Genomic DNA, 20,884 nt, shown 5'->3' with positions numbered 1-20,884 from the left:
ATAGAGAATATCCCTTTTTATTTTGTTCTAAATCCGATTTTTGAATGGAATATCAGATGATGAGACAACATATTTTTGAAAACAGAAAAAAACAAACACCAAAAATGACGTTTGTCTTCGTTCTGAAAAGAGCCCGAAGGCTCTTTTTACTTTATGCTTTATTCTCCTTCAAAGGCATCCTTAATATGGTCAAAGAAGCCTTTTTTCTTTGGATTTACTTTCAAATCACCTGCAGCTGCGAATTCTTTCAAGGCTGCTTTTTGGCGGTCATTCAAACCTGTTGGGGTAACAACATTGACAGTAACGTATTGGTCACCAAGGGCACCACCACGAAGGCTAGGCGCACCTTTACCACGTAGGCGGAATCGTTTACCAGTCTGAGTTCCTTCTGGAATGACTAATTCTACATCACCATGAACTGTAGGGATATCTACTGTATCACCAAGTGCTGCTTGAACAAAATTGAGGTTCAAATTGTAGAAGATAGTGGTTCCTTCACGTTCAAACTTATCACTAGCTTCAACTGAAACCACCACGTACAAGTCACCATATGGTCCACCGTTAAATCCTGCTTCACCTTGACCAGCTAGGCGGATCTGTTGACCTGTTTCCACACCAGCAGGGATTTTTACGTGTACGCTATGGGCTTGTTTTTCATGACCAGTTCCATGACAGGTTGTACATGGATCTTTGATTTCTTGACCACGGCCATGACAGACATCACAGGTTACTTGGCGACGCATCATACCGAGTGGTGTTTGGGTGTCCACATTGATCACACCTGAACCATGACAGCGTCCACAAGTCACTGGACTTGTTCCAGGTTTAGCACCAGACCCATTACAAGTACGACAGCTTGCTTCACGATTATATTTGACTTCCTTTTCTGTACCAAAAATAGCTTCTTCAAAAGTCAAATGAACGCGATACTGGAGGTCGTCACCTTGACGAGGGGCGTTTGGATTACGTGATGCACCGCCACCACCAAAGAAGCTTGAGAAGATATCTTCAAATCCGCCAAAGCCACCTGCTCCGTCGAAGCCTCCGAAACCGCCAGCACCACCAAAACCACCATTGGCACCCGCAGCTCCATATTGGTCATAGGCAGCACGTTTCTGTTCATCGCTCAAAGTCTCATAAGCTTCTTGAACTTCCTTGTACTTTTCCTCAGCACCAGGTTCTTTATTGATATCTGGGTGATATTTTTTAGATAATTTCCGATAGGCTTTCTTGATCTCATCTTGAGATGCATTCTTTGAAACGCCCAAACGGTCATAAAATTCTGTATTGTTCATACAAGATACTAAGAGCGAACAGAAAGCGACTGAAATTTAGGAAACCGACAAGAAATTCTGATTTCTTAGGAGGTTTATCTAATTTCCAAGCTTTCCGCTCGAGTTCAATTTCTCGAACGCTCTTTGTCCTTTCTTTCAGATTAAGTAAGAAATTCTGGAACCCGTGTTCAGTTACGAACACACTTGTTCCTTTCTATTGTTATTGCGAAACGAATCAAAACATTAGTATCGTTCCTTTTTATCGAAAAACAGAGGCTGGGTTGCAACCTCTGTCTTCTCCGCTTGAGTGATTAACCATTTCAAAATAGAAATTGGAACATCATTTTTTTCTAACTTGACAAAGCTCTTTGACTACATTGTAACTAGAAACAGCAACTTCAATAGAATCTTCGTCGCTACAGTTCTCAATTTTTATTTGTTTCGTGATAGGGCCATCATCACTCGTTTTTTCAATAAATTCCAGTAGAGAAGTGGGCGAAATTGTTTCTTTATGAAATTTCACTATGGAAACATCATATTTTTTATAATAATCTTGTTTTGCAACTTCCATATTTTCATAAAGAAAATCTATAGAATTATCTTTCTTGCCATAAATCTCAATAAATTTATTTCCTCTTTTTTTATGATCTAAATAAAATACTGAAATTGTCGGTTTCCCATCATATGCAAAAATATCAATCTTTAATCCTTGATTCTCAAGTTGATCAACCATTTCACCAATTCTCATACGTTCCTCCTTCTTTTAAGTGATTGCTAAAATAATCTAATAGACACCACTTACTTAGAGTTGCTATTATTACGAGCTAAAACAAGCCACTGGACTATTTTATTTCTCCGTAAACTCTCCGTCTACAACGTCATCGCCTGCGTTTCCTGTTGCTTGTGTACCTTCTGCTCCTGCTTGAGCTTGTTGTGCTGCTGCGGCTTGTTCGTAGAGTTTAACAGCAAGTCCTTGAGCTTTTTCGTTCAAAGCTTCGAGTTTTGCTTTCATTTCGTCCAAGTTGTTGTCTTCTTGAGCTTTCTTAAGGTCATCAAGGGCAGCTTGGGCAGCATCACGTTCTGCATCGAAGCCTTTACCTTCAGTTTCCTTGATTGTCTTTTCAGTAGCAAAGATTGCTTGGTCAACTTCGTTACGAAGGTCTACTTCTTCTTTACGTTTCTTATCTGCTTCTGCGTTAGCTTCTGCATCTTTCATCATGCGGTCGATTTCTTCGTCTGTCAAACCTGAGTTAGATTGGATAACGATTGTTTGTTCTTTTTGAGTTCCAAGATCTTTCGCTTTAACAGATACGATACCGTTCTTATCGATGTCAAATGTCACTTCGATTTGTGGGATACCACGAGGTGCAGCAGGGATATCTGTCAATTGGAAACGTCCAAGAGTCTTGTTATCTGCTGCCATTGGGCGTTCCCCTTGAAGAACGTGGATATCAACGGCTGGTTGGTTGTCTGCCGCAGTTGAGAAGACTTGTGATTTAGATGTTGGAATAGTAGTGTTGCGGTCGATGAGTTTTGTAAATACTCCACCCATTGTTTCGATACCAAGTGACAATGGAGTTACGTCAAGAAGAACAACGTCTTTGACGTCACCAGTGATGACACCACCTTGGATAGCAGCACCCATAGCAACAACTTCATCAGGGTTCACTGATTTATTTGGTTCTTTACCAGTTTCAGCCTTAACAGCTTCTACAACGGCAGGGATACGAGTTGAACCACCAACAAGGATAACTTCGTCGATTTCTGACAAGCTCAAACCTGCATCTGAAAGGGCTTGGCGAACTGGAACTTTTGTACGTTCTACAAGGTCACGAGTCAAATCGTCGAATTTAGCACGAGTCAAGGTCATTTCCAAGTGAAGAGGTCCAGCCTCACCAGCAGTGATAAATGGCAAGCTGATTTGAGTTGAAGTGACACCAGAAAGGTCTTTCTTAGCTTTTTCAGCTGCGTCTTTCAAACGTTGAAGAGCCATCTTGTCAGCTGATAAGTCGATGCCGTTTTCTTTCTTGAATTCTGCTACCAAGTGGTCGATGATTTTTTGGTCAAAGTCATCACCACCGAGTTTGTTATCCCCTGCAGTTGCCAATACATCAAAGACACCATCACCTAATTCAAGGATAGATACGTCGAATGTACCACCACCAAGGTCGAATACCAAGATTTTTTCTTCTTTGTCAGTCTTGTCCAAACCGTAAGCAAGGGCTGCTGCAGTTGGTTCGTTAACGATACGTTCTACTTCAAGACCAGCGATTTTACCAGCATCTTTTGTTGCTTGACGTTGGGCATCGTTGAAGTAAGCTGGAACTGTGATAACTGCTTTCGTTACTTTTTCACCAAGGTAATCTTCAGCGTAGCCTTTCAAGTATTGAAGAATCATAGCTGAGATTTCTTGTGGAGTGTATTCTTTTCCGTTAGCAGAAACTTTTTCAGAAGTTCCCATTTTAGATTTGATAGAGATCACTGTATCTGGATTTGTTACTGCTTGACGTTTTGCAGCGTCACCAACGATGATTTCACCATTTTTGAATGATACTACAGAAGGCGTTGTGCGGTTTCCTTCTGGGTTTGCGATAATTTTTGATTCAGTTCCTTCAAGAACTGCAACTGCTGAGTTTGTTGTACCTAAGTCAATACCGATAATTTTAGACATGTGTTTTTCTCCTTAAATTTATCTTCTTTTTTTCTTTTTGATGCTCTTCTTAAGTGGCGACGCCGTCAGAGCTTGACTTCGTCAATCTCTTTGACTAAACTTTGAGCCTCAGGTCTAAAAGTTTGCGAAAATACCGCCACGGCGAAGAATATCGCCTTTGGTTCGCTTCGCTCACTATTGGCAAAGCTGAACCATTTTTATCTTTCTTTCATAGTTTAGTGTCATTTCGGACAAGGTTTTTATTATGAATGTTACGACACGAGGAGTCGAAATCGATATTATTTCGACGACGAGTTAGTAAGGAGGCTAGGCAAACGCCATAGCGATTGCCGTTTTCTGACGAGTTGCTTTAGCTACCGTCAGAATTGCCTAGTTATAAACCACTACCATAGCCGGTCTTAAGATACGGTCATGGAGTTTGTAGCCTTTTTGGAAGACTTGTGCGATGGTGTCTGCTGGATGTTCGTCATCCGCTGGGACTGTTTGAATGGCCATGTGGTAGTTATGGTCAAATTCACCATCTGCTGGAATTTCTTCAATTCCTTCTTCTTTCAGAGCATGTACCAAACTTTCTTGGACCATTTCCAAGCCCTTCTTCACATCATCTGTCAATCCTTCAACGGCAAGGGCACGTTCGAGGTTATCCAGTGATGGCAAGATTGCTTTTGCCAAATCTTGGCTGCGATAGCGTTGCAAGAGTTGACGTTCTTCATTGGCACGGCGCTGAATGTTTTGCATTTCTGCATGAGCTCGAAGATATTTGTTTTCAAATTCTTCGGCACGTTCATTTGCCAAGTCCAATTCAGACTTCTCAGAAGTTGTTTCTTCAGCTGTTTCCACAACTTCCTCTTCTTTTACTTCTTCATTTTTAATATCTTGGGCCATTTTCGCCTCCTTTAATGATTTCAATCTTAATTCACTTCATAGTGATTGCTGCTGAGATAGCGGTAAAAATCCGTCAACTTCATAGTTAGAACTCGATTGACAACATTGAGTTGATTAACCAATTGTTGATAATTCAAATTGACTGGACCAATAATCGCAAGAATTCCAAATCCACGATAGGGAATCAGGAACTTACTGCTAATCACTGCTAGGTCAGCAAGACAAGATTCTTGGCTATCCGCAACTCGGACACTTTGCATCTGGTCGCCAATCAGATTCTCTCGAATTTCCAAAGCTACTTTTTGTGGCTGATCAAAAAACTGATAAGCTGCTAGATTTGCGAAATTCAAAAGATTGACTTTGCCAGAAACCACGATATTTTCATTGAACATTTCTTTGAAGATATGTTCAACGAGGTCCATGACGTTATCCGTTGTTGTAAAGTAACGTTGGATAATCTGCGGAATCTCTGTCCGAATCTTGTAGTGAATATCCAAAACAGTCTGATCCAGGAAACGTTCTTGAATCATGGTCTTGAGGCGGTTCAAATCCTCCTGCAAGAAATTTCTCGGAATCAAAAACTGACTGGTAACTGTTCTAGACTCATCAAGCGTAAAAACAGCAAGAGCTGTGTGTTGTCCGAGAACAACGATGTCAAAAGCTGTTAGCTTCTGCCTACTTGGTTCTACATCCAGTGCTACAACCGTACAACCACTCAAGTCTGTCAAGATTCTCGTTGCCTCTTGAAGAATATCCTCAAGCTTGAAGAATTCTTGATCAAATGCTTTTACAATCTCATAAACTTGATTTTCAGCTAAACGGTCGAAGGATAAGGAGTGTTTGACATAGTATTGAAATCCAGCCACACTCGGCATCCGACCACTGGAAGTATGTGCCTTTTCAAGCAAACCTTGCTTTTCTAGAGCTGCCATGTCATTTCGAATGGTAGCACTACTAGAGTTGATAGACTCTTGCAAGGCCTTAGATCCAACAGGTTCGTGCGTTTTGGTAAAGATGTCAATAATCAGATTTAAAATACTCTGCTGACGTTCCGTAACCATCTCGTCACTCCTCTCTGATAGATCTTTTTAGCACTCGTAACCTCCAAGTGCTAACTTATGATTCTATTATACACCCTTAGAAAAGAATGTCAAGACAAAAACTCAAAAAATTAGCACTCTTTTACCAAGAGTGCTAAAAATCAGTCTGAGGACCTAGAAAATTATCTTACATTCTCAAGATATTTCTTTTTAAGTCTATAAAAACTATAGATTAGGTAAGAAATCACGAGGGCATAAAGGGCAAAAATAAGGAAGAAAGACTGAGAGAGACTTTCGCGAAACAGACTCATACAAACAACAAGACCACCAGAGATAGAAACTGTAGATGTACGAAGTCTAGATTTCACATCAGCCCATCGAAGACGATTGTCCATGAAAGATTGATCATTTGAATCTACATCACAAGTTGCTTTTCGAAAAACAGAATAAGAACAATTTTCCACAAATTCCCATCCTCTATCCTTAATACTTTGTAAATCCACCTCATTTTTTCTAAGGTAGCTAGTATTCCACACACGGTAAACTACATCATCTGGTCGGCATTGTTCAAAATAGAAAAAGCCAAAACGATTCGATTTAAATTTCCAACCTTTCAAATGCATCTCATGCAAATAATCTTCTACCTTATCCAAATCAAAAATGGTAAACATTCGAAATTGTACTTTGCTATTCATTGTCTGACCTCCAAATTAGAAAACATGCTTGATTTTATTTATCGGATAATTCTTTCCATTTTTGAAACAATCTCCAACAAATATAAGAAATCTGAATCGAAAAAACTATCAATAAAGTACAGTCTACGCTAACAATCAAAAACATTCCCCAACTGAAAGAACCTCTTCCACTGAGTAACTTTGAGAAAACCGGTAGTAGCGCTGAAAAGAGAAGCAAGACAGGAAGCATCCGCATTATTAAAATGCGCTTGACCATAGCTAACTTCCCGGCCGCATCATTATAAATTTCAAACTCGGCATCTGATTCAATTCGATAATAAGGTTTTCTAAAATAGGAAAAACCATTAAAGTCTGTAATATGCTCCCACCCACAATCTTTAAATAGTTGTAAATAGGAAGCTCTCTCTGATTTTTTCATAGGATAAAAGTCCAACTGATAAACCACCTGCTCCGGTTGGCACTTTTCAAATGTATACTTAACCGCAACTACTAAGTTAGAATAACTTACTTCCTTAAGTTTCCAGCCCTGAGCATGCATTTCTCTGAGATAGAGTGCCTCTCTATCATAATCCGCAATGGTACAAATCCTATAAACAACTTTCTTTTCCATCAAAGCTCCTCCCGACTGTTTCTATAGAGCCGTTCAATACGTTTCAACTCAATCTCTAAAACTTTTCTTCCTAAGTCTGTTATCTGATAGATTTTACGTTTTTCCTCTTCTCGGACAAAGGAAATCAAACCATCCTTTTCCATCTTCGATAGGGTTCCATACATAGTCCCAGGACTAATCGAAACCTGTGAATCTGTCATTTCTTTGACCTTTTGCGTAATACCATAGCCATGGTTCTCCTTTTGCAGACAAAACAGAATATAAAATCCCGTTTCAGTCATGGGAAGGTAAACCCGCCTAATCTTATCTGTTAATTCCATTTAATCAGACCTCCTATTTAGTTCGATATATCGCACTTCGTTATATAAAATATATCACACCTCGATATAAAATACAAGAAAAAAAGATCGTCCTCACGGACAATCTTTCTGATTTATTATTAGTATAGATCTAGGTAGTTATCAATTTCCCATTGTGAGACAAAGGTTGCATAGCTCGCCCACTCGATGCGTTTAGCTTCAAGGAAGCTAGTGTAGATGTGTTCACCTAGAGCTGCTTTAACCACTTCGTCTTCTGTCAAAGCCTTCAAAGCGTTGTGAAGAGTTGATGGAAGGTCAGTAATGCCAGCCTCTTTACGCTCTTCTGCAGTCATGATGTAGATGTTTTCCTCGATTGGTGCTGGTGCTTCAATTTTGTTTTCGATACCGTTCAAACCAACTTCTAAAAGAACAGCCATAGCAATATATGGGTTCGCCATTGGGTCCACTGAACGCAACTCCAAACGTGTTCCCATTCCGCGTGATGCTGGTACGCGGACAAGTGGTGAACGGTTACGGCCAGCCCAAGCGATGTAAACAGGGGCTTCGTAGCCTGGAACCAAACGTTTGTATGAGTTAACGGTTGGGTTCATGATAGCTGTATAGTTGTAGGCATGTTTGATCAAACCACCAAGGAAGTAGTAAGCAGTTTCTGACAATTGCATTCCTTTTGGATCATTTGGATCAAAGAAGGCATTGTTTCCTTCAGCATCAAACAAGGACATATTACAGTGCATACCTGAACCAGCGATACCAAATTTTGGTTTAGCCATAAAGGTTGCATAGAGACCATGTTTACGGGCAATTGTTTTTACAACTAGTTTAAAGATTTGAATCTTATCACAAGCGCGAAGAACTTCATCGTACTTAAAGTCAATCTCATGTTGGCCTACAGCAACTTCGTGGTGACTTGCTTCAACTTCAAATCCCATTTTGGTCAAGACGTTAACAATCTCACGACGAGTGTTGTCAGCAAGGTCTGTAGGCGCCAAATCAAAGTAACCACCCTTGTCATTTACCTCAAGAGTTGGATCTCCATTTTCATCAAGCTTAAATAGGAAGAATTCTGGCTCTGGTCCAAGGTTGAAAGATTTGAATCCAACTTCTTCCATGTGACGAAGAGCACGTTTGAGGTTTCCACGAGGATCTCCTGCAAATGGTTCCCCTTCTGTTGTATAGACATCACAGATCAATCCTGCGACACTACCGTTCTCATCTCCCCAAGGAAAGACTGTCCAAGTGTCCAGGTCAGGGTATAGGTACATATCTGATTCGTTGATACGAACAAACCCTTCAATAGAAGATCCATCAAACATAGCCTTGTTTGACAAGACCTTGTCTAGTTGTTCATCTGTAGCAGGAATTTCGACGTTTTTCATAGTTCCCAAAATATCTGAAAACATGAGACGGATAAAGGTTACATTTTTTTCCTTAACTTCACGACGAATATCTGCAGCTGTGATTGGCATGGTTTTTCTCCTTATATATGACGACTTGCGGTTGCCTAACCGCGACCAAAAGGTGATTGTTGAGAAGCAAAGCGACTTTGTTGGAGAACTTCATTCCGAAGGGCTCTTCGTACTTCAGTTTGACTCACTGGTTTTTTAGACTTCGCCTCACGTTCAGCATATTTTTTCTTGATGGCAGCAATGTTCAGACCTTCAGAGATATAATCTTTAATCTCAAGCAATCGATCCATGTCATTCAAAGAATACATACGACGATTGCCCTCGTTACGATCAGGCTTAATCAACTCCTGGTCTTCATAGTAACGAATCTGGCGCGCCGAAAGATCGGTCAACTTCATAACACTACCAATAGGGAAAACTGCCATATTGCGACGAAATTCTTTTTCCTTCATGTACACTTCCTTCTTTCTGTCTATTATAGTCTAAAAAAATTCAATCGTCAATCAATAATGTTATATCTTGTAACATTATTTTTCTTTTTTCTCTAAAATACTTCGTAAACGATCAATATCGTAATTTACAAGAATTGCCACAAAAACACCCATAAATGTTTCAAAAACTCGGGCAAACACGTACAAAACTGTCTCCCCGCTTGGAATTGATAAGGTAATAATCAACATAGCCGCAACTCCACCGATAACACCTGCTTTATTGTTCATAGCAACATTTGTCATAATGGTTAACATGGTGCAAATTGGAACAACAAGGAGGGTTGCCCAGAAGGCGCCGTGAAAAAGATTATTTAAGAGAAAGAAAATCAGGGCATAAAAACCACCGATACTATTTCCGAGAATACGAGAAGTACCAAAATGGACACTCTTATCAAAATCTTCTCTTAAACTAAAAACTGCAGTCAAGGCCCCAATCTGCAGTCCTTTCCAACCAAAAAAACCAAAAATCATGAGGACCAAAAAAACAGCGATTCCTGTCTTGAAAGTTCGCATCCCTAACTTAAACTTGGATTTGTCAAATCTATACTTTTTAAAATAACTCATCATTTCAACTTTCTATTTCCATTTTACCATAAATTTACCTATTTTTGAGAAGGGGATGCAATAAACTGATGGAAATAGAAAAGAGAAGGAACTTAATCCTTCTCTATCTGATGATTCCACATTCTCTTTTTAGAACAAATATATGAAAGCCAAAGTCAAGAGACTAGCGAATAAGCCCACTCCCCAGAAGAAGAAGTCGACCTTCCACTCACTCCAAGATTGGCCTTTTCCAGAAAAGCCCCCCAACTCAAAATGATGGTGAACTGGTGTCATACGGAAGATACGTTTTCCTCCAGTCAACTTAAAGTAGGTGACTTGCATCATAACAGATGTTGTTTCAAAAACATATACAATCCCAATCAAGAGCAAGGTCCATTCTTGGTGCAGTGCCATGGAAATAGCAGCCAACATACCTCCAAGGGCTAGGCTACCTACATCTCCCATGAAAACTTTAGCAGGCTTGTGGTTAAAGACAAAGAAGCCAAGAAGACCACCAATCATTGCTACAATCACTAGTAAGATATCGAGCTGATTTTGCACATAGGCAATCACTCCATAGGCAGATAGGCTAATCACCACAGAAATACTTGCCAAGCCATCGATTCCGTCAGTCAGGTTAACTGCGTTTGAAAAACCAACTAACCAGAAGAGGGCAAAGAGAATATACAGAACACCTAAATGCAAGGGATAACCAAATACATTTAAGATATCTCCACCTCTTTCATAGAAGAAATAGAAGATAACTCCTCCGACCAACTGAAGCAAGAGCTTCTGTTTAGGATTAAGTCCTTCATTGATTTTGCGGAAAACCTTGAGGAAATCATCCAAGAAACCAACCAAACCATATAAGACCAGGATGAAGAGGATCATTCCAACATTATTGGTTAATTGATTAGTCACGAGAGCAAGAACCAGACTAACTAAAACTCCTGCTAGGAGAAAGACAAGTCCCCCCATTGTTGGTGTCCCGGCTTTTGCTTGGTGTTGTTTGACATCTTCATGCATCTGTTGACCGGTAATCTGTGCTTTATGGTAAAAACGGATAAAGGCTGGAATTCCTATGACTGTTAGAATAAAGGCAATCACTCCAGCAAAGATAGAAATAAGCATTCTAATCTCCTAATGTTATTTTTATTTTCTGTAAATCTTTTAAAGCTGTATTGGCACGAACACTTTGCTTTTTAACAGTTTCTCCTGTGCCTTCAAACTCAACTTGGATATTCAGCCATTTGGCAAAGGTTTCAACATTTTTCTTAGACCATCCATATAAGTCAGGCATCTCTTCTACCTTATCTGAAAGGAGTAAGATTTGCTGATTGGCGTCTAGATTGGTTCCTTCTGCTACAGAGCTTTCTTTGATTTTTGTTCCTGAACCGATAACAATTGGTTGTACAAGGTTACGACGGAGTTCTTCAGCTAGATCTCCAGGGCTATAATCCTTCATTTCTGGCATGGCATAACTAGTTGTAGATGTTACCTGATCCAAGTTTTTGGCTGTTGATTGAAGATTGAGTGTATCTTTCATTGCTGAAGCTCTTTCCAGAATAGGGTTGGCAAATTCTCCTAACTGTATTCCTGAGTAATGTTCTGGCTGTTGAACGGTCACATAGAGGATGAAATCTGGATTTTCAGCTGGGTGCATAGAGACAACTGAGAAAATATAGTTGGTTGAACCTTTTAGATATCCTCCATTTTGTTCATCCGCAATCTGGGCAGTCCCTGATTTCAATGCCACATTATAGCCAGGAACGTTGATTGTCCCTTTCCCTGTACTATGATTGTACATTGTACCATAGGCAGGATCTGTACCAACCATCACCATGTGGTCTCGAGTCAGGCTAGCTGCTTCCTTGGACACAGGATTTCCCACAACTTCCTTTTGTGACTTACGTACTGTTTGATCATTTGGATCATAAAGAGCACTGATAAATTTAGGCTCTAGCATAACCCCGTCGTTGGCAATAGCCGTAAAGGCACGAAGCATCTGGGTTTGCGTAACAGAAATCCCTTGACCAAAGGAACTCATGGCAATATTAACGATATTATCTTCAGGGAGTTGACCAGCATACTCTTCACTCATCCCAAACCGAGTCGGAACTCCAAATTTGAAACGATTGAGATAGTCTAACCAAGTAGCATCACCCATTTTCTGCTCAAGGAGAGTCATACCGATGTTACTAGAGTGAGCAAAACCTTGCGAGAAGGTCATCATTCCACCACTAGTCAGACCTTCATTGACATCCCAGTCTTTGATGGTAGCATCCGCCACCTTCAGTTCACTACTGTTGAAATATTCTCCTCCAGGGAAGGTATTGTTATCTATAGCTGCTGCTAAGGTCATGACCTTCATGGTTGAACCTGGTTCATAGTTACTTTGGTAAAGGATATCACGCCAGACAAAGTCCTCTGTAATCCCTTCTTTGGTATCAGCATCAAAGGTCGGCCTTTGAGTCGTGGCCAGAATTTCTCCTGTCTTGGCGCTAACCAAGGTCGCAGTCATGTACTTGCCTTTCACTTTTTCCTGGAAGGCATCCATTTGGCTTTCCATAAAGGATTGCAAAGGACTAGATATGGTCGTGTAGACATCTTTTCCATCTACGGTTTGTTGAGTGACTTGTTCCGTACCAGGAACGATATTACCTAGACGGTCTTTTTCATAGGTAATAATACCATCTGTCCCTGCTAACAAGCTATTCAAGGAGCTTTCAATACCAGATGTTCCAATAAGGCTCTTCGAACCATCTTCATTTTCATGGAGCTGGGCTAGACCAATGAAGGATGAAGCAAATTTCCCATTTGGATAACTTCGATTGGGGCTTGTGGTAAAATCCACTCCCTCAATCTTGGCAGCTTCTAGATCCTTTTTTATGGACATCATATTTGCGTAGGTAATCCCATTTCCTTTAGTACCAAAGGAAACCTGTTTGAGATTGGGTTGAGAGAGTTGATCTTTGACGTAGGTCTCCTCCATATCCAAGTACTTATGAAAAATTTCGGCTACCTTATTGTACTGAGATTCCTCAACATATAGAATATCTCCATTCGCAGACTTATAATCCTTATCAATGACCGCATAAACATTATAGGAGGTTGCATCTTCTGCAATCGGAGTTCCATTACGATCATAAATGGTTCCCCTCTTAGCAGGGACTGTTCGAGTTGTTTGATGAACCTTATATGCTTCTTTGACCAGGTCAACACCAAACTTCTTTCCCGTACCAATAATCACCGCAAAGTTAACCAAAAAAACAGCAAAGAGAATGACAGCCAAGAGACTAAGGCTTTTTCCAACTCGTCTGCGGTTTTCTAGAGGAGTTCTGCGATTCTTAATGGCAAAGTGTACTATTTTTTCTTTCCATGTTTTCATATATTACTCCGCCGATCGGATATTTCCATTGTTTAATTGCAAGTCTTGCGAATCCGCGACACCCGCCAGACGTTCTGAGCGAATCAATTCATTGACCTCTTGCTTGGCATCGTCTAGCTCCGTCTTTTTCTCCTCAATCTGTCTGTTGACAGTTGTCAAATCACTTTGAACTTGCAGGAGCTTGGTTTGCATATAGACCACACTGATGGCTAAGACAAGGGCTGTAATGGCAATCGAAAGGTAAAAGGCCTTCTCAACACGTGAAAATCTCTTGATACGAGCTTGCAGTAATTGGCTCGTTGTTTCTCTTTTTTCTACCATTTTATCCCCTTACTTATGAATTTTTCGAGCTACTCGTAACTTGGCTGAGTGGGAACGATTATTGGCCTCCAACTCCTCCTTGCTTGGTAGAATCGGTTTGCGAGAGACTAATTCCATCTTGGGCTTAAGATCATATGGGATGAAAGGCAAGCCTTTTGGCACTTCTACTGTTGAAGCTTCCTTGAACAATTGCTTGGTCAAGCGATCTTCCAGCGAATGAAAGGTAATGACTGAGATTCTTCCGTCCACTGCTAGTAATTCCATAGCTTGTTGGATGGACTCATCTGCAGCTCCTAATTCATCATTGACCTCAATACGGATGGCTTGGAAAATTTGCTTGGCCGGATGACCTTTTTTCTTGAGTTCCTTGGCAGGCTTAGCAGACTTGATAATCTCGGCCAATTCTGTTGTTGTCTCAATCGGCTTCAACTCACGCGCCTGTTCAATCTTCCGAGCGATCTGTTTGGAAAACTTGTCTTCTCCATATTTGAAAAAGATTCGTACCAGGTCATGATAATCATAGTGATTGACAACCTCATAAGCTGTCAGACTAGCTTCCTGATTCATCCGCATATCCAGCGGGGCATCTTTTTTATAAGAAAAACCACGTTCACGCTGGTCTAACTGCGGGCTCGAAACACCTAAGTCATAACAAATGCCATCAATTTCTTCTACACCCGCTTCCTGCAAACGTGCTTGCAAATGACGGAAGTTGTCCTTGATGAAGGTAACCATTCCTTTTTCTATATAAGGCGCCAGACGTTTTTGCGCATTGTCAATGGCATTCTGGTCCTGATCAAAGGCATAGAGATGCCCCTTTACACTTAATTTACTTAATAAATACTCGCTATGGCCTGCTCCACCCAAGGTCGCATCAACGTAAATACCGTCAGGTTTTACATCAAGCATATCAATGGTTTCATGGAGCATGACCGTTACATGATGAAATTCTTTAGTCATATCTTATCTATTTTACCACAATTCTGACTAGCTTGCACTCGCTAAAGCAAAAACCTTTCCTTGTTACTTTATCACTTGTATTCAGCAGGCGACTCTGCTACCTGAGCTAGTTCTACGCGTTCTTGGGGATTCAAGTGTTGGTGAACAGCCTCTGCTACTGCCCTTGGTATACCAACTGCGACAATCTCATCCACGCTGGCTTCCTTGATTTTTGTCAGAGATTTGAAATATTTCATCAAATTCTGCTTGCGTTTTGGACCCAAGCCCTCAATTCCATCCAATTGAGAGGAGAAGGAATTTTTAGAGCGCAGTTGACGGTGGAAGGTGATGGCAAAGCGATGGACCTCATCCTGTATGCGTTGCAGGAGGAAAAATTCCTGAGAATTACGAGATAACTCCACCACCTCAAGCGGATCTCCAAAGAGCAATTCATGGGTCTGGTGCTTATCATTCTTTTGCAAACCTGCAATGGGAATATCTAACCCCAACTCTTCTTGAATAACCTGCTTAGCGATATTAACCTGACCTTGACCACCATCAATCACAATCAAATCTGGCGGAGTTAAAGCCTCACGTTGAACTCGACCATAGCGTCTGCGGATAACCTCTCGCATACTTGCATAGTCATCTGACCCTACAACTGTTTTTATCTTGTACTTGCGGTAATCCTTCTTGCTCGGTTTTCCATTGACAAAAACAACCATGGCAGAAACTGGACTAGTCCCCATGATATTGGAGTTATCAAAGGACTCGATACGGACTGGGGTTGGAATTTGTAAGAGTCGTCCCAGATTTTCAATAGCCCCTTGAGTCTTTTCAACTGATTTCTCTAACAGATTAAACTTCTGCTCTAGACTAACACGCGCATTTTTGATAGCCAGATTGACCAGTTGCTTTTTCTCCCCACGTTGGGGTTTGAGAATTTTGGTATCCACCAAGGCCTTAACGGCTTCTTCATCAATATCCTGAGGAATCAAAATTTCATTGGGAACTAGGTGAGATTTTTCCTGATAAAATTGCCCCACATAGGTCAGAAAATCCTCATCTGGATCATTGTAGTAAGGAAAGAGATTGACATCGCGTTCAATCAACTTGCCCTGACGGACAAAGAAAACCTGAACACACATCCATCCCTTGTCTACATAGTAGCCAAAGACATCTCGGTTTTGGAGATCCTTAGCCATCACTCGTTGCTTAGTTCGCAAAGTGCCAATAGCTTGAATCAAATCTCGGTACTCAGCCGCACGTTCAAATTCCATACTCTGAGCTGCCACATTCATCTTTTCCTTGAGGTCATCGATGATTTTATCATCCTGACCCTTTAGAAAATCAGAGACTTCTTGAGCCATGGCTTTGAAATAAGCCTCGTCTTTCTTACAGATGGTGTGAGCCACGCACTGCCCTATATGGTAATAAAAACAAACCTTTGATGGTGGATTGGTACACTTGCGAAATGGGAAAATCCGATCCAGAAGTCTCTTGATTTCATTAGCTGCACCGACATCAGGATAGGGGCCAAAATAGAGACCTCCGTCTTTCTTGACCTGACGAGTGATAATCAAGCGAGGATAGCGCTCATTGGTAATTTTGATGAAAGGATAGGACTTATCGTCCTTGAGCATAATATTGTACTTAGGCTTGTTTTCCTTAATGAGATTAATCTCTAAAAGAAGTGCCTCAATATTGGACTCCGTGACAATAAACTCAAAATCTACAATCTCAGACACCAGGGCTTCTGTCTTGGTATCATGGCTCCCACGGAAGTAGGACCGTACACGATTGCGTAGATTTTTGGCCTTTCCTACATAGATAATCGTACCGTTTTTATCTTTGTGAATGTAACAACCAGGGCTGGTCGGCAAGAGCTCCAGTTTTGATTTAATCAAGTTATTCATAGTTCCATTATAGCAAAAAGCCCCCTGCATTGCTTACATCGAGGAGCTCTATTTTTCGTTGAAAATCACCTATTCTCCAGACTCATATAGTTCTTGAACTGCTTGAACATCTTGAGCCTGAATACCATAATAAGAACCTGCTGGCTGCATGACTGACACTTCATTAGTATGTTCCAAGCCAATGGCATGTCCTAACTCATGCTCTGCCGTATGCAAGATACGATCATAGGTATAGCCATAGTTTGGATTAGATAAATAATAATGATTCAAACGAACTGTTACTGAAGTAAATTGTTTGGTAAGGAGATTTGTCTGACTCTCTGCCTCACCGGCAACAGATGTGGAACCATCATTCATTTCAGTCGCAAAAATAGTTGCTTGGTCAGTTTCTGTCACAAGTACAAAATTAAAAGCGCCAGTCTGATTCCAGTTGGCAATAGCTTCGGCATAAGCCTTTTGAAAGGTTGCATCCATTTGAGGATCAATATAAATAGTCGCCTGTGCTTGGGGCCATTTTACTCCTGAATCTTGATGATGATCAGTCTGAGACAAGCCTTGCAACTTACCAGTTTCTTGCCATTGATACCAACCTGCTTGACCAACTTGAACTAGTTGCCCCGCTTGATTGAAGACACCAGATAAATCTCCCGTCACATACCAGAGAATCCCTAAAGCAATGAGAATTAAGACTACAAGAGTCCACACAAGGCGCCAGAACATGCGCCAAATCCCTAGTAACAATCGACATAGAACACGAATAATCCAGAACATGATTTCCCGCCTTTCTAAAAAAAATAAGAATCCATCTTTAAGCCATGGATTCCCATTCTAAAGATAGATTCCTTATTTTACTCGAGTAAGCTGAAAGAAAACTAAAACTAAGACAAGCGTTCTTCCAAAACAAAATCAATCGGCAGTGTAGCCAAAAACCGTTCCAATTGTTTTTCCCAATAATACCATTCATGAGTTCCTGCACTATGGCTATAAGTCACATCAAAACCAAATTTTTTGAGGTTCTTCACCGCGAGGTTATTGGCAGCATACAAGAAATCTTGCTCGCCACACCAAACCCAAAGCTTGGTCTTCTTGTCTGACTTTTTAGCAAGGGTTTCAAGTGAATAAGGACTAGTTTCCCAGTTATCAAGCTTTCCAAAAACTCCTCGCCAGTAAGCAAGCGTTCCAAGATTTTGACTTTCTGGAGAAAACTCTTCGAAACTAAGAGCACCAGAAAAACTAGCTGCGTGTGAGAAACGATTGGTTGACAAAGCCAACTTGAAGGAACCGTAGCCTCCCATTGAAAGGCCAGCGATGAAAGTTTTTTCACGCTTGCTAGACATATTAGGGAAGAAACGTTTGAGCACTTTAGGCAGTTCTTCTGCTAGAGCTGTATAGTAGTTATAGCCATACTGAGTATCTGTATACCAACCGTTACTTGTATTAGGCATGACAACAATCAGATCGGTCCCTCGCACCAAGCGCTCTACATTGGTCCGTTTGAGCCAACTGTTGTGATTCCCTGACATCCCATGAAGGAGATAAAGAACAGGAATATCCGTAGAATCTGGCTCCTTAACCCGAGACGCATCCGGGTAGAGAACATTCACTCCCCACTCCATATCTAAAACTTCTGAGTAATACTCAATCTTCATTACTGCCATAACTTGCTCCTTATTCATTTAAGATAAGAAAAAGCCGAAACTCGACTTTCTCTTGCTATTTGATCCTATTTTGCTTCCATGACTACAGGTAAGATAGCTGGGCGACGCTTGGTTTGGTCAAAGAGGAACTTAGCCAAATGATCACGTACCTTACCTTTGAGTTCTGCCCAATCAAACTCTTCACCTTGTAGATAGTCTTCTACTGTTTGATTGACTAACTCTGTACTTTCGCGCAAGATATCACGGCTCTTCTTGAGATAGACAAATCCACGCGTGTGCACTCGAGCTTTAGCAATGATTTTCTTCTCACGACGGTTAACAGTAATAGCCACGATGAAAATCCCATCTTCTGACAAGACCTTACGGTCACGAAGAACGACATTCCCAACATCTCCAATAGCATTCCCGTCAATCAAAACATCGCCTGCTGTAACTGCACCAGATGGAACAAAGTCCCCATGCTCGTAAGACATAGTAGTCCCTTTTTTAGGGATAAAAATACGTTCTGGTAGCATACCAACTGCCATAGCAGCCTTAGCATGGGCATCCAACTCACGGTATTCTCCTTGGATCGGGAAGAGATACTGAGGTTGCAAGAGATTGATCATCAATTGCAAATCACGCGCATTCCCATGTCCAGACACTCGCAAACTTTGGGTAATGGTTTTAACCACACCTCCAGCTTGGTAGATCATATTTTCCACACGCGCCATCATAGCCTCTTTGGCAATCGATGGTGTTGTAACGATATAGACCAAGTCTCCTTCCCTGATTTCAACATAACGGTGACGGCCGATAGACATCTTACGAAGTCCATTAATCGGTTCCCCCATTCGACCTGTCTCAAGGATAATCAACTCATGATCTTCAAATTGGGACATCTCTTTGGGCTTAATCAAAAGTCTCTCATTTGCCAGAGATAGTTTTTTAAGGCGAATGGCTGTGCGGACGATATTTTCAATGTCAAATCCTGTCAAGACAACACGACGTCCTGTCTCCGCAGCTGCGTCAAAAACCTGCTGGATACGAGAAAGGTTACTTGCAACTGCAGCAACGATGATGCGTCCATCCCAGTCAGAGATGGTTTGCGTGATTTCTACACCAACTTCATTTTCACTAGCTACTTGGATATTGCTATCTGCATTGGCAGAATCACTTAGAAGAGCCAGGACTCCTTCACGACCAATTTCGGCTAAACGTCCAAAGTCAGTGGCATAAGATTCACTAGCTGTTTGGTCAAACTTGAAATCCCCTGTATAGACGATGTTGCCTTCAGATGTTTTCAAAACCACACCCAAACTTTCTGGAATAGAGTGGGTTGTACGGAAAAAGGACACTATCGTTCCACCAAAATCAATCTCTGTATTTTCATCAATCACATGGAAATCATCAAATTTCTTGACGCTGTCATTTCCCTTAACAAAAAGTTTAGCCAATTCAATGGTCAACTCTGAGCCAAATACAGGAACCTTAGCTTCTGCCAAGAGATAAGGAAGGGCGCCAATCGCATCCGCATGCCCGTGTGTTAAGAAAACCCCAGCAATACGGGCGCTATTTTCAAACAAATAGTCCATATTTGGAATAACGACATCGACACCCAACTGTTCATTTTCAGGATATTTCAAACCTGCATCTAATACAAAAATCGAGTCGTTAATTTCTGCGATGTACATGTTTTTACCGTTTTCACGTACACCCCCAAGTGTTGTTAATTTAATAGTATTCATTTTTCCTCCGAATAGTCACTTCAACTGTTTGTAGAGCTTTAAAAGCTCTCTTTTTCTGAAAGTCCAATTCACTTTCAGCCGAATCTTTTCCATTCATTATACCATTTTTTTACTAATTTTCAAAATGAATCTCACAGATAATGGAGGAGAGTTTGCTGGTAAAAAAACAGGAATGACCTACACCCTAAATGTTAGATTTTTCTTGGCTACTGGTCAGCATTATATGGCTTTAATAATGAACGAGCACTTATCCCCTTTCTACTTCAGCAAATCAAAAACAAGTGAACGGCATGTTAGCAAAGGCTTTTAAAATTGAACAATCCGAGTATACTATCTCTCATAGCTACCAAGGACGGTAATAGCACCATGATTTTTATCATCAATTTTTTAATAACAAGGATTGCCATAAATGAAAAGGACACGATGATGCCCTTCTTTAGTATTTGGAAATAGGATCTCGTTCTAAGGTTATGAGAAAATGTTTAATCCTCTGAACCGAATGTGACATGAAATTGTAAACAATATTGATTATTATAGTGGATTAAAATAAGATATGAACAAAGAAATTAGGAAAGTCAAATAAATTTCTATAAATGTTTTAGAATCCGTAGCCTACTATTCTAGGTTCAATCCACTATACTTAAATACTCAATGAAAATCAAAGAGCAAACTAGGAAGCTAGCCGCAGGTTGCTCAAAACACCGTTTTGAGGTTGTGGATAGAACTGACGAAGTTAGCTCAAAACACTGTTTTGAGGTTGTAGATGGAACTGACGTAGTCAGTATCCTACATATACGGTAAGGCGACGCTGACGTGGTTTGAAGAGATTTTCGAAGAGTATAAAATCAAACTAAAACATACTAAGATTAGTAATGAGGAAATCTCCGACGGGAGAAAGTACTCACTACTTTTTCGTTATGTTAAAGTAGTGGTGTCTTGTTAAGTCGATAAGTCCTTTGGCGCTAGACGTCGTAACTAAAACTGACAAGACACCTGTTTT

19 protein-coding genes are annotated in these 20,884 nt (G+C 40.7%); all 19 read right to left on the bottom strand.

Features of this window, described 5'->3' with window-relative positions:
* Positions 1 to 158: 158 nt before the first annotated feature.
* The 19 genes from dnaJ to GEZ89_RS08415 all read right to left on the bottom strand — a co-directional run bounded on the left by dnaJ (position 159) and on the right by GEZ89_RS08415 (position 19,884).
* Positions 159 to 1,295, bottom strand: a complete 1,137-nt coding sequence (gene dnaJ / locus GEZ89_RS08505; RefSeq protein ID WP_153225702.1) for a molecular chaperone DnaJ — start codon at positions 1,293 to 1,295, stop codon at positions 159 to 161.
* A gap of 319 nt (positions 1,296 to 1,614) precedes the next feature.
* Positions 1,615 to 2,022, bottom strand: coding sequence for a hypothetical protein (locus GEZ89_RS08500; RefSeq protein ID WP_153225701.1), 408 nt, complete (start codon positions 2,020 to 2,022; stop codon positions 1,615 to 1,617).
* 99 nt (positions 2,023 to 2,121) lie between these two features.
* Positions 2,122 to 3,945 carry a molecular chaperone DnaK gene (gene dnaK / locus GEZ89_RS08495; protein ID WP_153225700.1) on the bottom strand — a complete coding sequence of 608 codons (1,824 nt, stop codon included), beginning with the start codon at positions 3,943 to 3,945 and terminating at the stop codon, positions 2,122 to 2,124.
* A gap of 369 nt (positions 3,946 to 4,314) precedes the next feature.
* Positions 4,315 to 4,830: a nucleotide exchange factor GrpE gene (gene grpE / locus GEZ89_RS08490; RefSeq protein ID WP_153225699.1), complete on the bottom strand. Its 516-nt coding sequence runs from the start codon at positions 4,828 to 4,830 to the stop codon at positions 4,315 to 4,317.
* Positions 4,831 to 4,856: 26 nt separating this feature from the next.
* Positions 4,857 to 5,891: a heat-inducible transcriptional repressor HrcA gene (gene hrcA, locus GEZ89_RS08485; RefSeq protein WP_153225698.1), complete on the bottom strand. Its 1,035-nt coding sequence runs from the start codon at positions 5,889 to 5,891 to the stop codon at positions 4,857 to 4,859.
* 161 nt (positions 5,892 to 6,052) lie between these two features.
* Complete coding sequence (locus GEZ89_RS08480; protein ID WP_153225697.1) at positions 6,053 to 6,565, bottom strand: DUF2812 domain-containing protein; 513 nt, start codon at positions 6,563 to 6,565, stop codon at positions 6,053 to 6,055.
* 34 nt (positions 6,566 to 6,599) lie between these two features.
* Positions 6,600 to 7,175, bottom strand: a complete 576-nt coding sequence (locus GEZ89_RS08475; protein WP_153225696.1) for a DUF2812 domain-containing protein — start codon at positions 7,173 to 7,175, stop codon at positions 6,600 to 6,602.
* On the bottom strand, positions 7,175 to 7,495 hold the full coding sequence (locus GEZ89_RS08470) for a PadR family transcriptional regulator (protein ID WP_049508281.1): 321 nt from the start codon (positions 7,493 to 7,495) through the stop codon (positions 7,175 to 7,177). The genes GEZ89_RS08475 and GEZ89_RS08470 overlap by 1 nt, the downstream gene beginning before the upstream one ends.
* 119 nt (positions 7,496 to 7,614) lie before the next feature.
* On the bottom strand, positions 7,615 to 8,961 hold the full coding sequence (glnA, locus tag GEZ89_RS08465) for a type I glutamate--ammonia ligase (protein ID WP_045763630.1): 1,347 nt from the start codon (positions 8,959 to 8,961) through the stop codon (positions 7,615 to 7,617).
* A gap of 35 nt (positions 8,962 to 8,996) precedes the next feature.
* On the bottom strand, positions 8,997 to 9,353 hold the full coding sequence (glnR, locus tag GEZ89_RS08460) for a transcriptional repressor GlnR (RefSeq protein ID WP_000659543.1): 357 nt from the start codon (positions 9,351 to 9,353) through the stop codon (positions 8,997 to 8,999).
* A gap of 75 nt (positions 9,354 to 9,428) precedes the next feature.
* Positions 9,429 to 9,956 carry an FUSC family protein gene (locus GEZ89_RS08455; RefSeq protein WP_153225695.1) on the bottom strand — a complete coding sequence of 176 codons (528 nt, stop codon included), beginning with the start codon at positions 9,954 to 9,956 and terminating at the stop codon, positions 9,429 to 9,431.
* A gap of 129 nt (positions 9,957 to 10,085) precedes the next feature.
* Positions 10,086 to 11,066: a phospho-N-acetylmuramoyl-pentapeptide-transferase gene (gene mraY, locus GEZ89_RS08450; protein ID WP_153225694.1), complete on the bottom strand. Its 981-nt coding sequence runs from the start codon at positions 11,064 to 11,066 to the stop codon at positions 10,086 to 10,088.
* Position 11,067: 1 nt separating this feature from the next.
* Positions 11,068 to 13,323, bottom strand: a complete 2,256-nt coding sequence (gene pbp2X / locus GEZ89_RS08445) for a penicillin-binding protein PBP2X (RefSeq protein ID WP_153225693.1) — start codon at positions 13,321 to 13,323, stop codon at positions 11,068 to 11,070.
* 3 nt (positions 13,324 to 13,326) lie between these two features.
* Positions 13,327 to 13,644 (bottom strand): cell division protein FtsL, encoded by a 318-nt coding sequence (gene ftsL / locus GEZ89_RS08440; protein WP_075231548.1) that lies wholly within the window; start codon positions 13,642 to 13,644, stop codon positions 13,327 to 13,329.
* A 9-nt stretch (positions 13,645 to 13,653) separates the two neighbouring features.
* A complete protein-coding gene (gene rsmH, locus GEZ89_RS08435; RefSeq protein ID WP_153225692.1) occupies positions 13,654 to 14,604 on the bottom strand; it encodes a 16S rRNA (cytosine(1402)-N(4))-methyltransferase RsmH in 951 nt (316 codons plus the stop codon).
* Positions 14,605 to 14,675: 71 nt separating this feature from the next.
* Positions 14,676 to 16,499, bottom strand: a complete 1,824-nt coding sequence (gene uvrC, locus GEZ89_RS08430; protein ID WP_153225691.1) for an excinuclease ABC subunit UvrC — start codon at positions 16,497 to 16,499, stop codon at positions 14,676 to 14,678.
* Between the two features lie 69 nt (positions 16,500 to 16,568).
* Positions 16,569 to 17,270, bottom strand: a complete 702-nt coding sequence (locus GEZ89_RS08425; RefSeq protein WP_153225690.1) for a M57 family metalloprotease — start codon at positions 17,268 to 17,270, stop codon at positions 16,569 to 16,571.
* A 107-nt stretch (positions 17,271 to 17,377) separates the two neighbouring features.
* Positions 17,378 to 18,157 carry an alpha/beta hydrolase gene (locus GEZ89_RS08420; RefSeq protein ID WP_153225689.1) on the bottom strand — a complete coding sequence of 260 codons (780 nt, stop codon included), beginning with the start codon at positions 18,155 to 18,157 and terminating at the stop codon, positions 17,378 to 17,380.
* A 65-nt stretch (positions 18,158 to 18,222) separates the two neighbouring features.
* Complete coding sequence (locus tag GEZ89_RS08415; protein ID WP_153225688.1) at positions 18,223 to 19,884, bottom strand: ribonuclease J; 1,662 nt, start codon at positions 19,882 to 19,884, stop codon at positions 18,223 to 18,225.
* Positions 19,885 to 20,884 lie beyond the last annotated feature (1,000 nt).

This window comes from Streptococcus mitis (assembly GCF_009496285.1).
GTDB classification, from domain to species: Bacteria; Bacillota; Bacilli; order Lactobacillales; family Streptococcaceae; genus Streptococcus; species Streptococcus mitis_BP.
Note: the sequence above shows the minus strand (reverse complement) of the source record. Positions and strands in the feature narration are given on the sequence as shown.

Bases quoted from the DNA above. Each gene is read 5' to 3' on its own strand.
- GEZ89_RS08470 (WP_049508281.1), bottom strand. From the start codon at position 7,495: ATGGAATTAACAGATAAGATTAGGCGGGTTTACCTTCCCATGACTGAA.
- pbp2X (WP_153225693.1), bottom strand. From the start codon at position 13,323: ATGAAAACATGGAAAGAAAAAATAGTACACTTTGCCATTAAGAATCGC.
- hrcA (WP_153225698.1), bottom strand. From the start codon at position 5,891: ATGGTTACGGAACGTCAGCAGAGTATTTTAAATCTGATTATTGACATC.
- GEZ89_RS08420 (WP_153225689.1), bottom strand. From the start codon at position 18,157: ATGGCAGTAATGAAGATTGAGTATTACTCAGAAGTTTTAGATATGGAG.
- ftsL (WP_075231548.1), bottom strand. From the start codon at position 13,644: ATGGTAGAAAAAAGAGAAACAACGAGCCAATTACTGCAAGCTCGTATC.
- glnR (WP_000659543.1), bottom strand. From the start codon at position 9,353: ATGAAGGAAAAAGAATTTCGTCGCAATATGGCAGTTTTCCCTATTGGT.
- GEZ89_RS08480 (WP_153225697.1), bottom strand. From the start codon at position 6,565: ATGAATAGCAAAGTACAATTTCGAATGTTTACCATTTTTGATTTGGAT.
- dnaJ (WP_153225702.1), bottom strand. From the start codon at position 1,295: ATGAACAATACAGAATTTTATGACCGTTTGGGCGTTTCAAAGAATGCA.
- glnA (WP_045763630.1), bottom strand. From the start codon at position 8,961: ATGCCAATCACAGCTGCAGATATTCGTCGTGAAGTTAAGGAAAAAAAT.
- GEZ89_RS08415 (WP_153225688.1), bottom strand. From the start codon at position 19,884: ATGAATACTATTAAATTAACAACACTTGGGGGTGTACGTGAAAACGGT.
- uvrC (WP_153225691.1), bottom strand. From the start codon at position 16,499: ATGAATAACTTGATTAAATCAAAACTGGAGCTCTTGCCGACCAGCCCT.
- GEZ89_RS08425 (WP_153225690.1), bottom strand. From the start codon at position 17,270: ATGTTCTGGATTATTCGTGTTCTATGTCGATTGTTACTAGGGATTTGG.
- rsmH (WP_153225692.1), bottom strand. From the start codon at position 14,604: ATGACTAAAGAATTTCATCATGTAACGGTCATGCTCCATGAAACCATT.
- dnaK (WP_153225700.1), bottom strand. From the start codon at position 3,945: ATGTCTAAAATTATCGGTATTGACTTAGGTACAACAAACTCAGCAGTT.
- grpE (WP_153225699.1), bottom strand. From the start codon at position 4,830: ATGGCCCAAGATATTAAAAATGAAGAAGTAAAAGAAGAGGAAGTTGTG.
- mraY (WP_153225694.1), bottom strand. From the start codon at position 11,066: ATGCTTATTTCTATCTTTGCTGGAGTGATTGCCTTTATTCTAACAGTC.
- GEZ89_RS08455 (WP_153225695.1), bottom strand. From the start codon at position 9,956: ATGAGTTATTTTAAAAAGTATAGATTTGACAAATCCAAGTTTAAGTTA.
- GEZ89_RS08500 (WP_153225701.1), bottom strand. From the start codon at position 2,022: ATGAGAATTGGTGAAATGGTTGATCAACTTGAGAATCAAGGATTAAAG.
- GEZ89_RS08475 (WP_153225696.1), bottom strand. From the start codon at position 7,175: ATGGAAAAGAAAGTTGTTTATAGGATTTGTACCATTGCGGATTATGAT.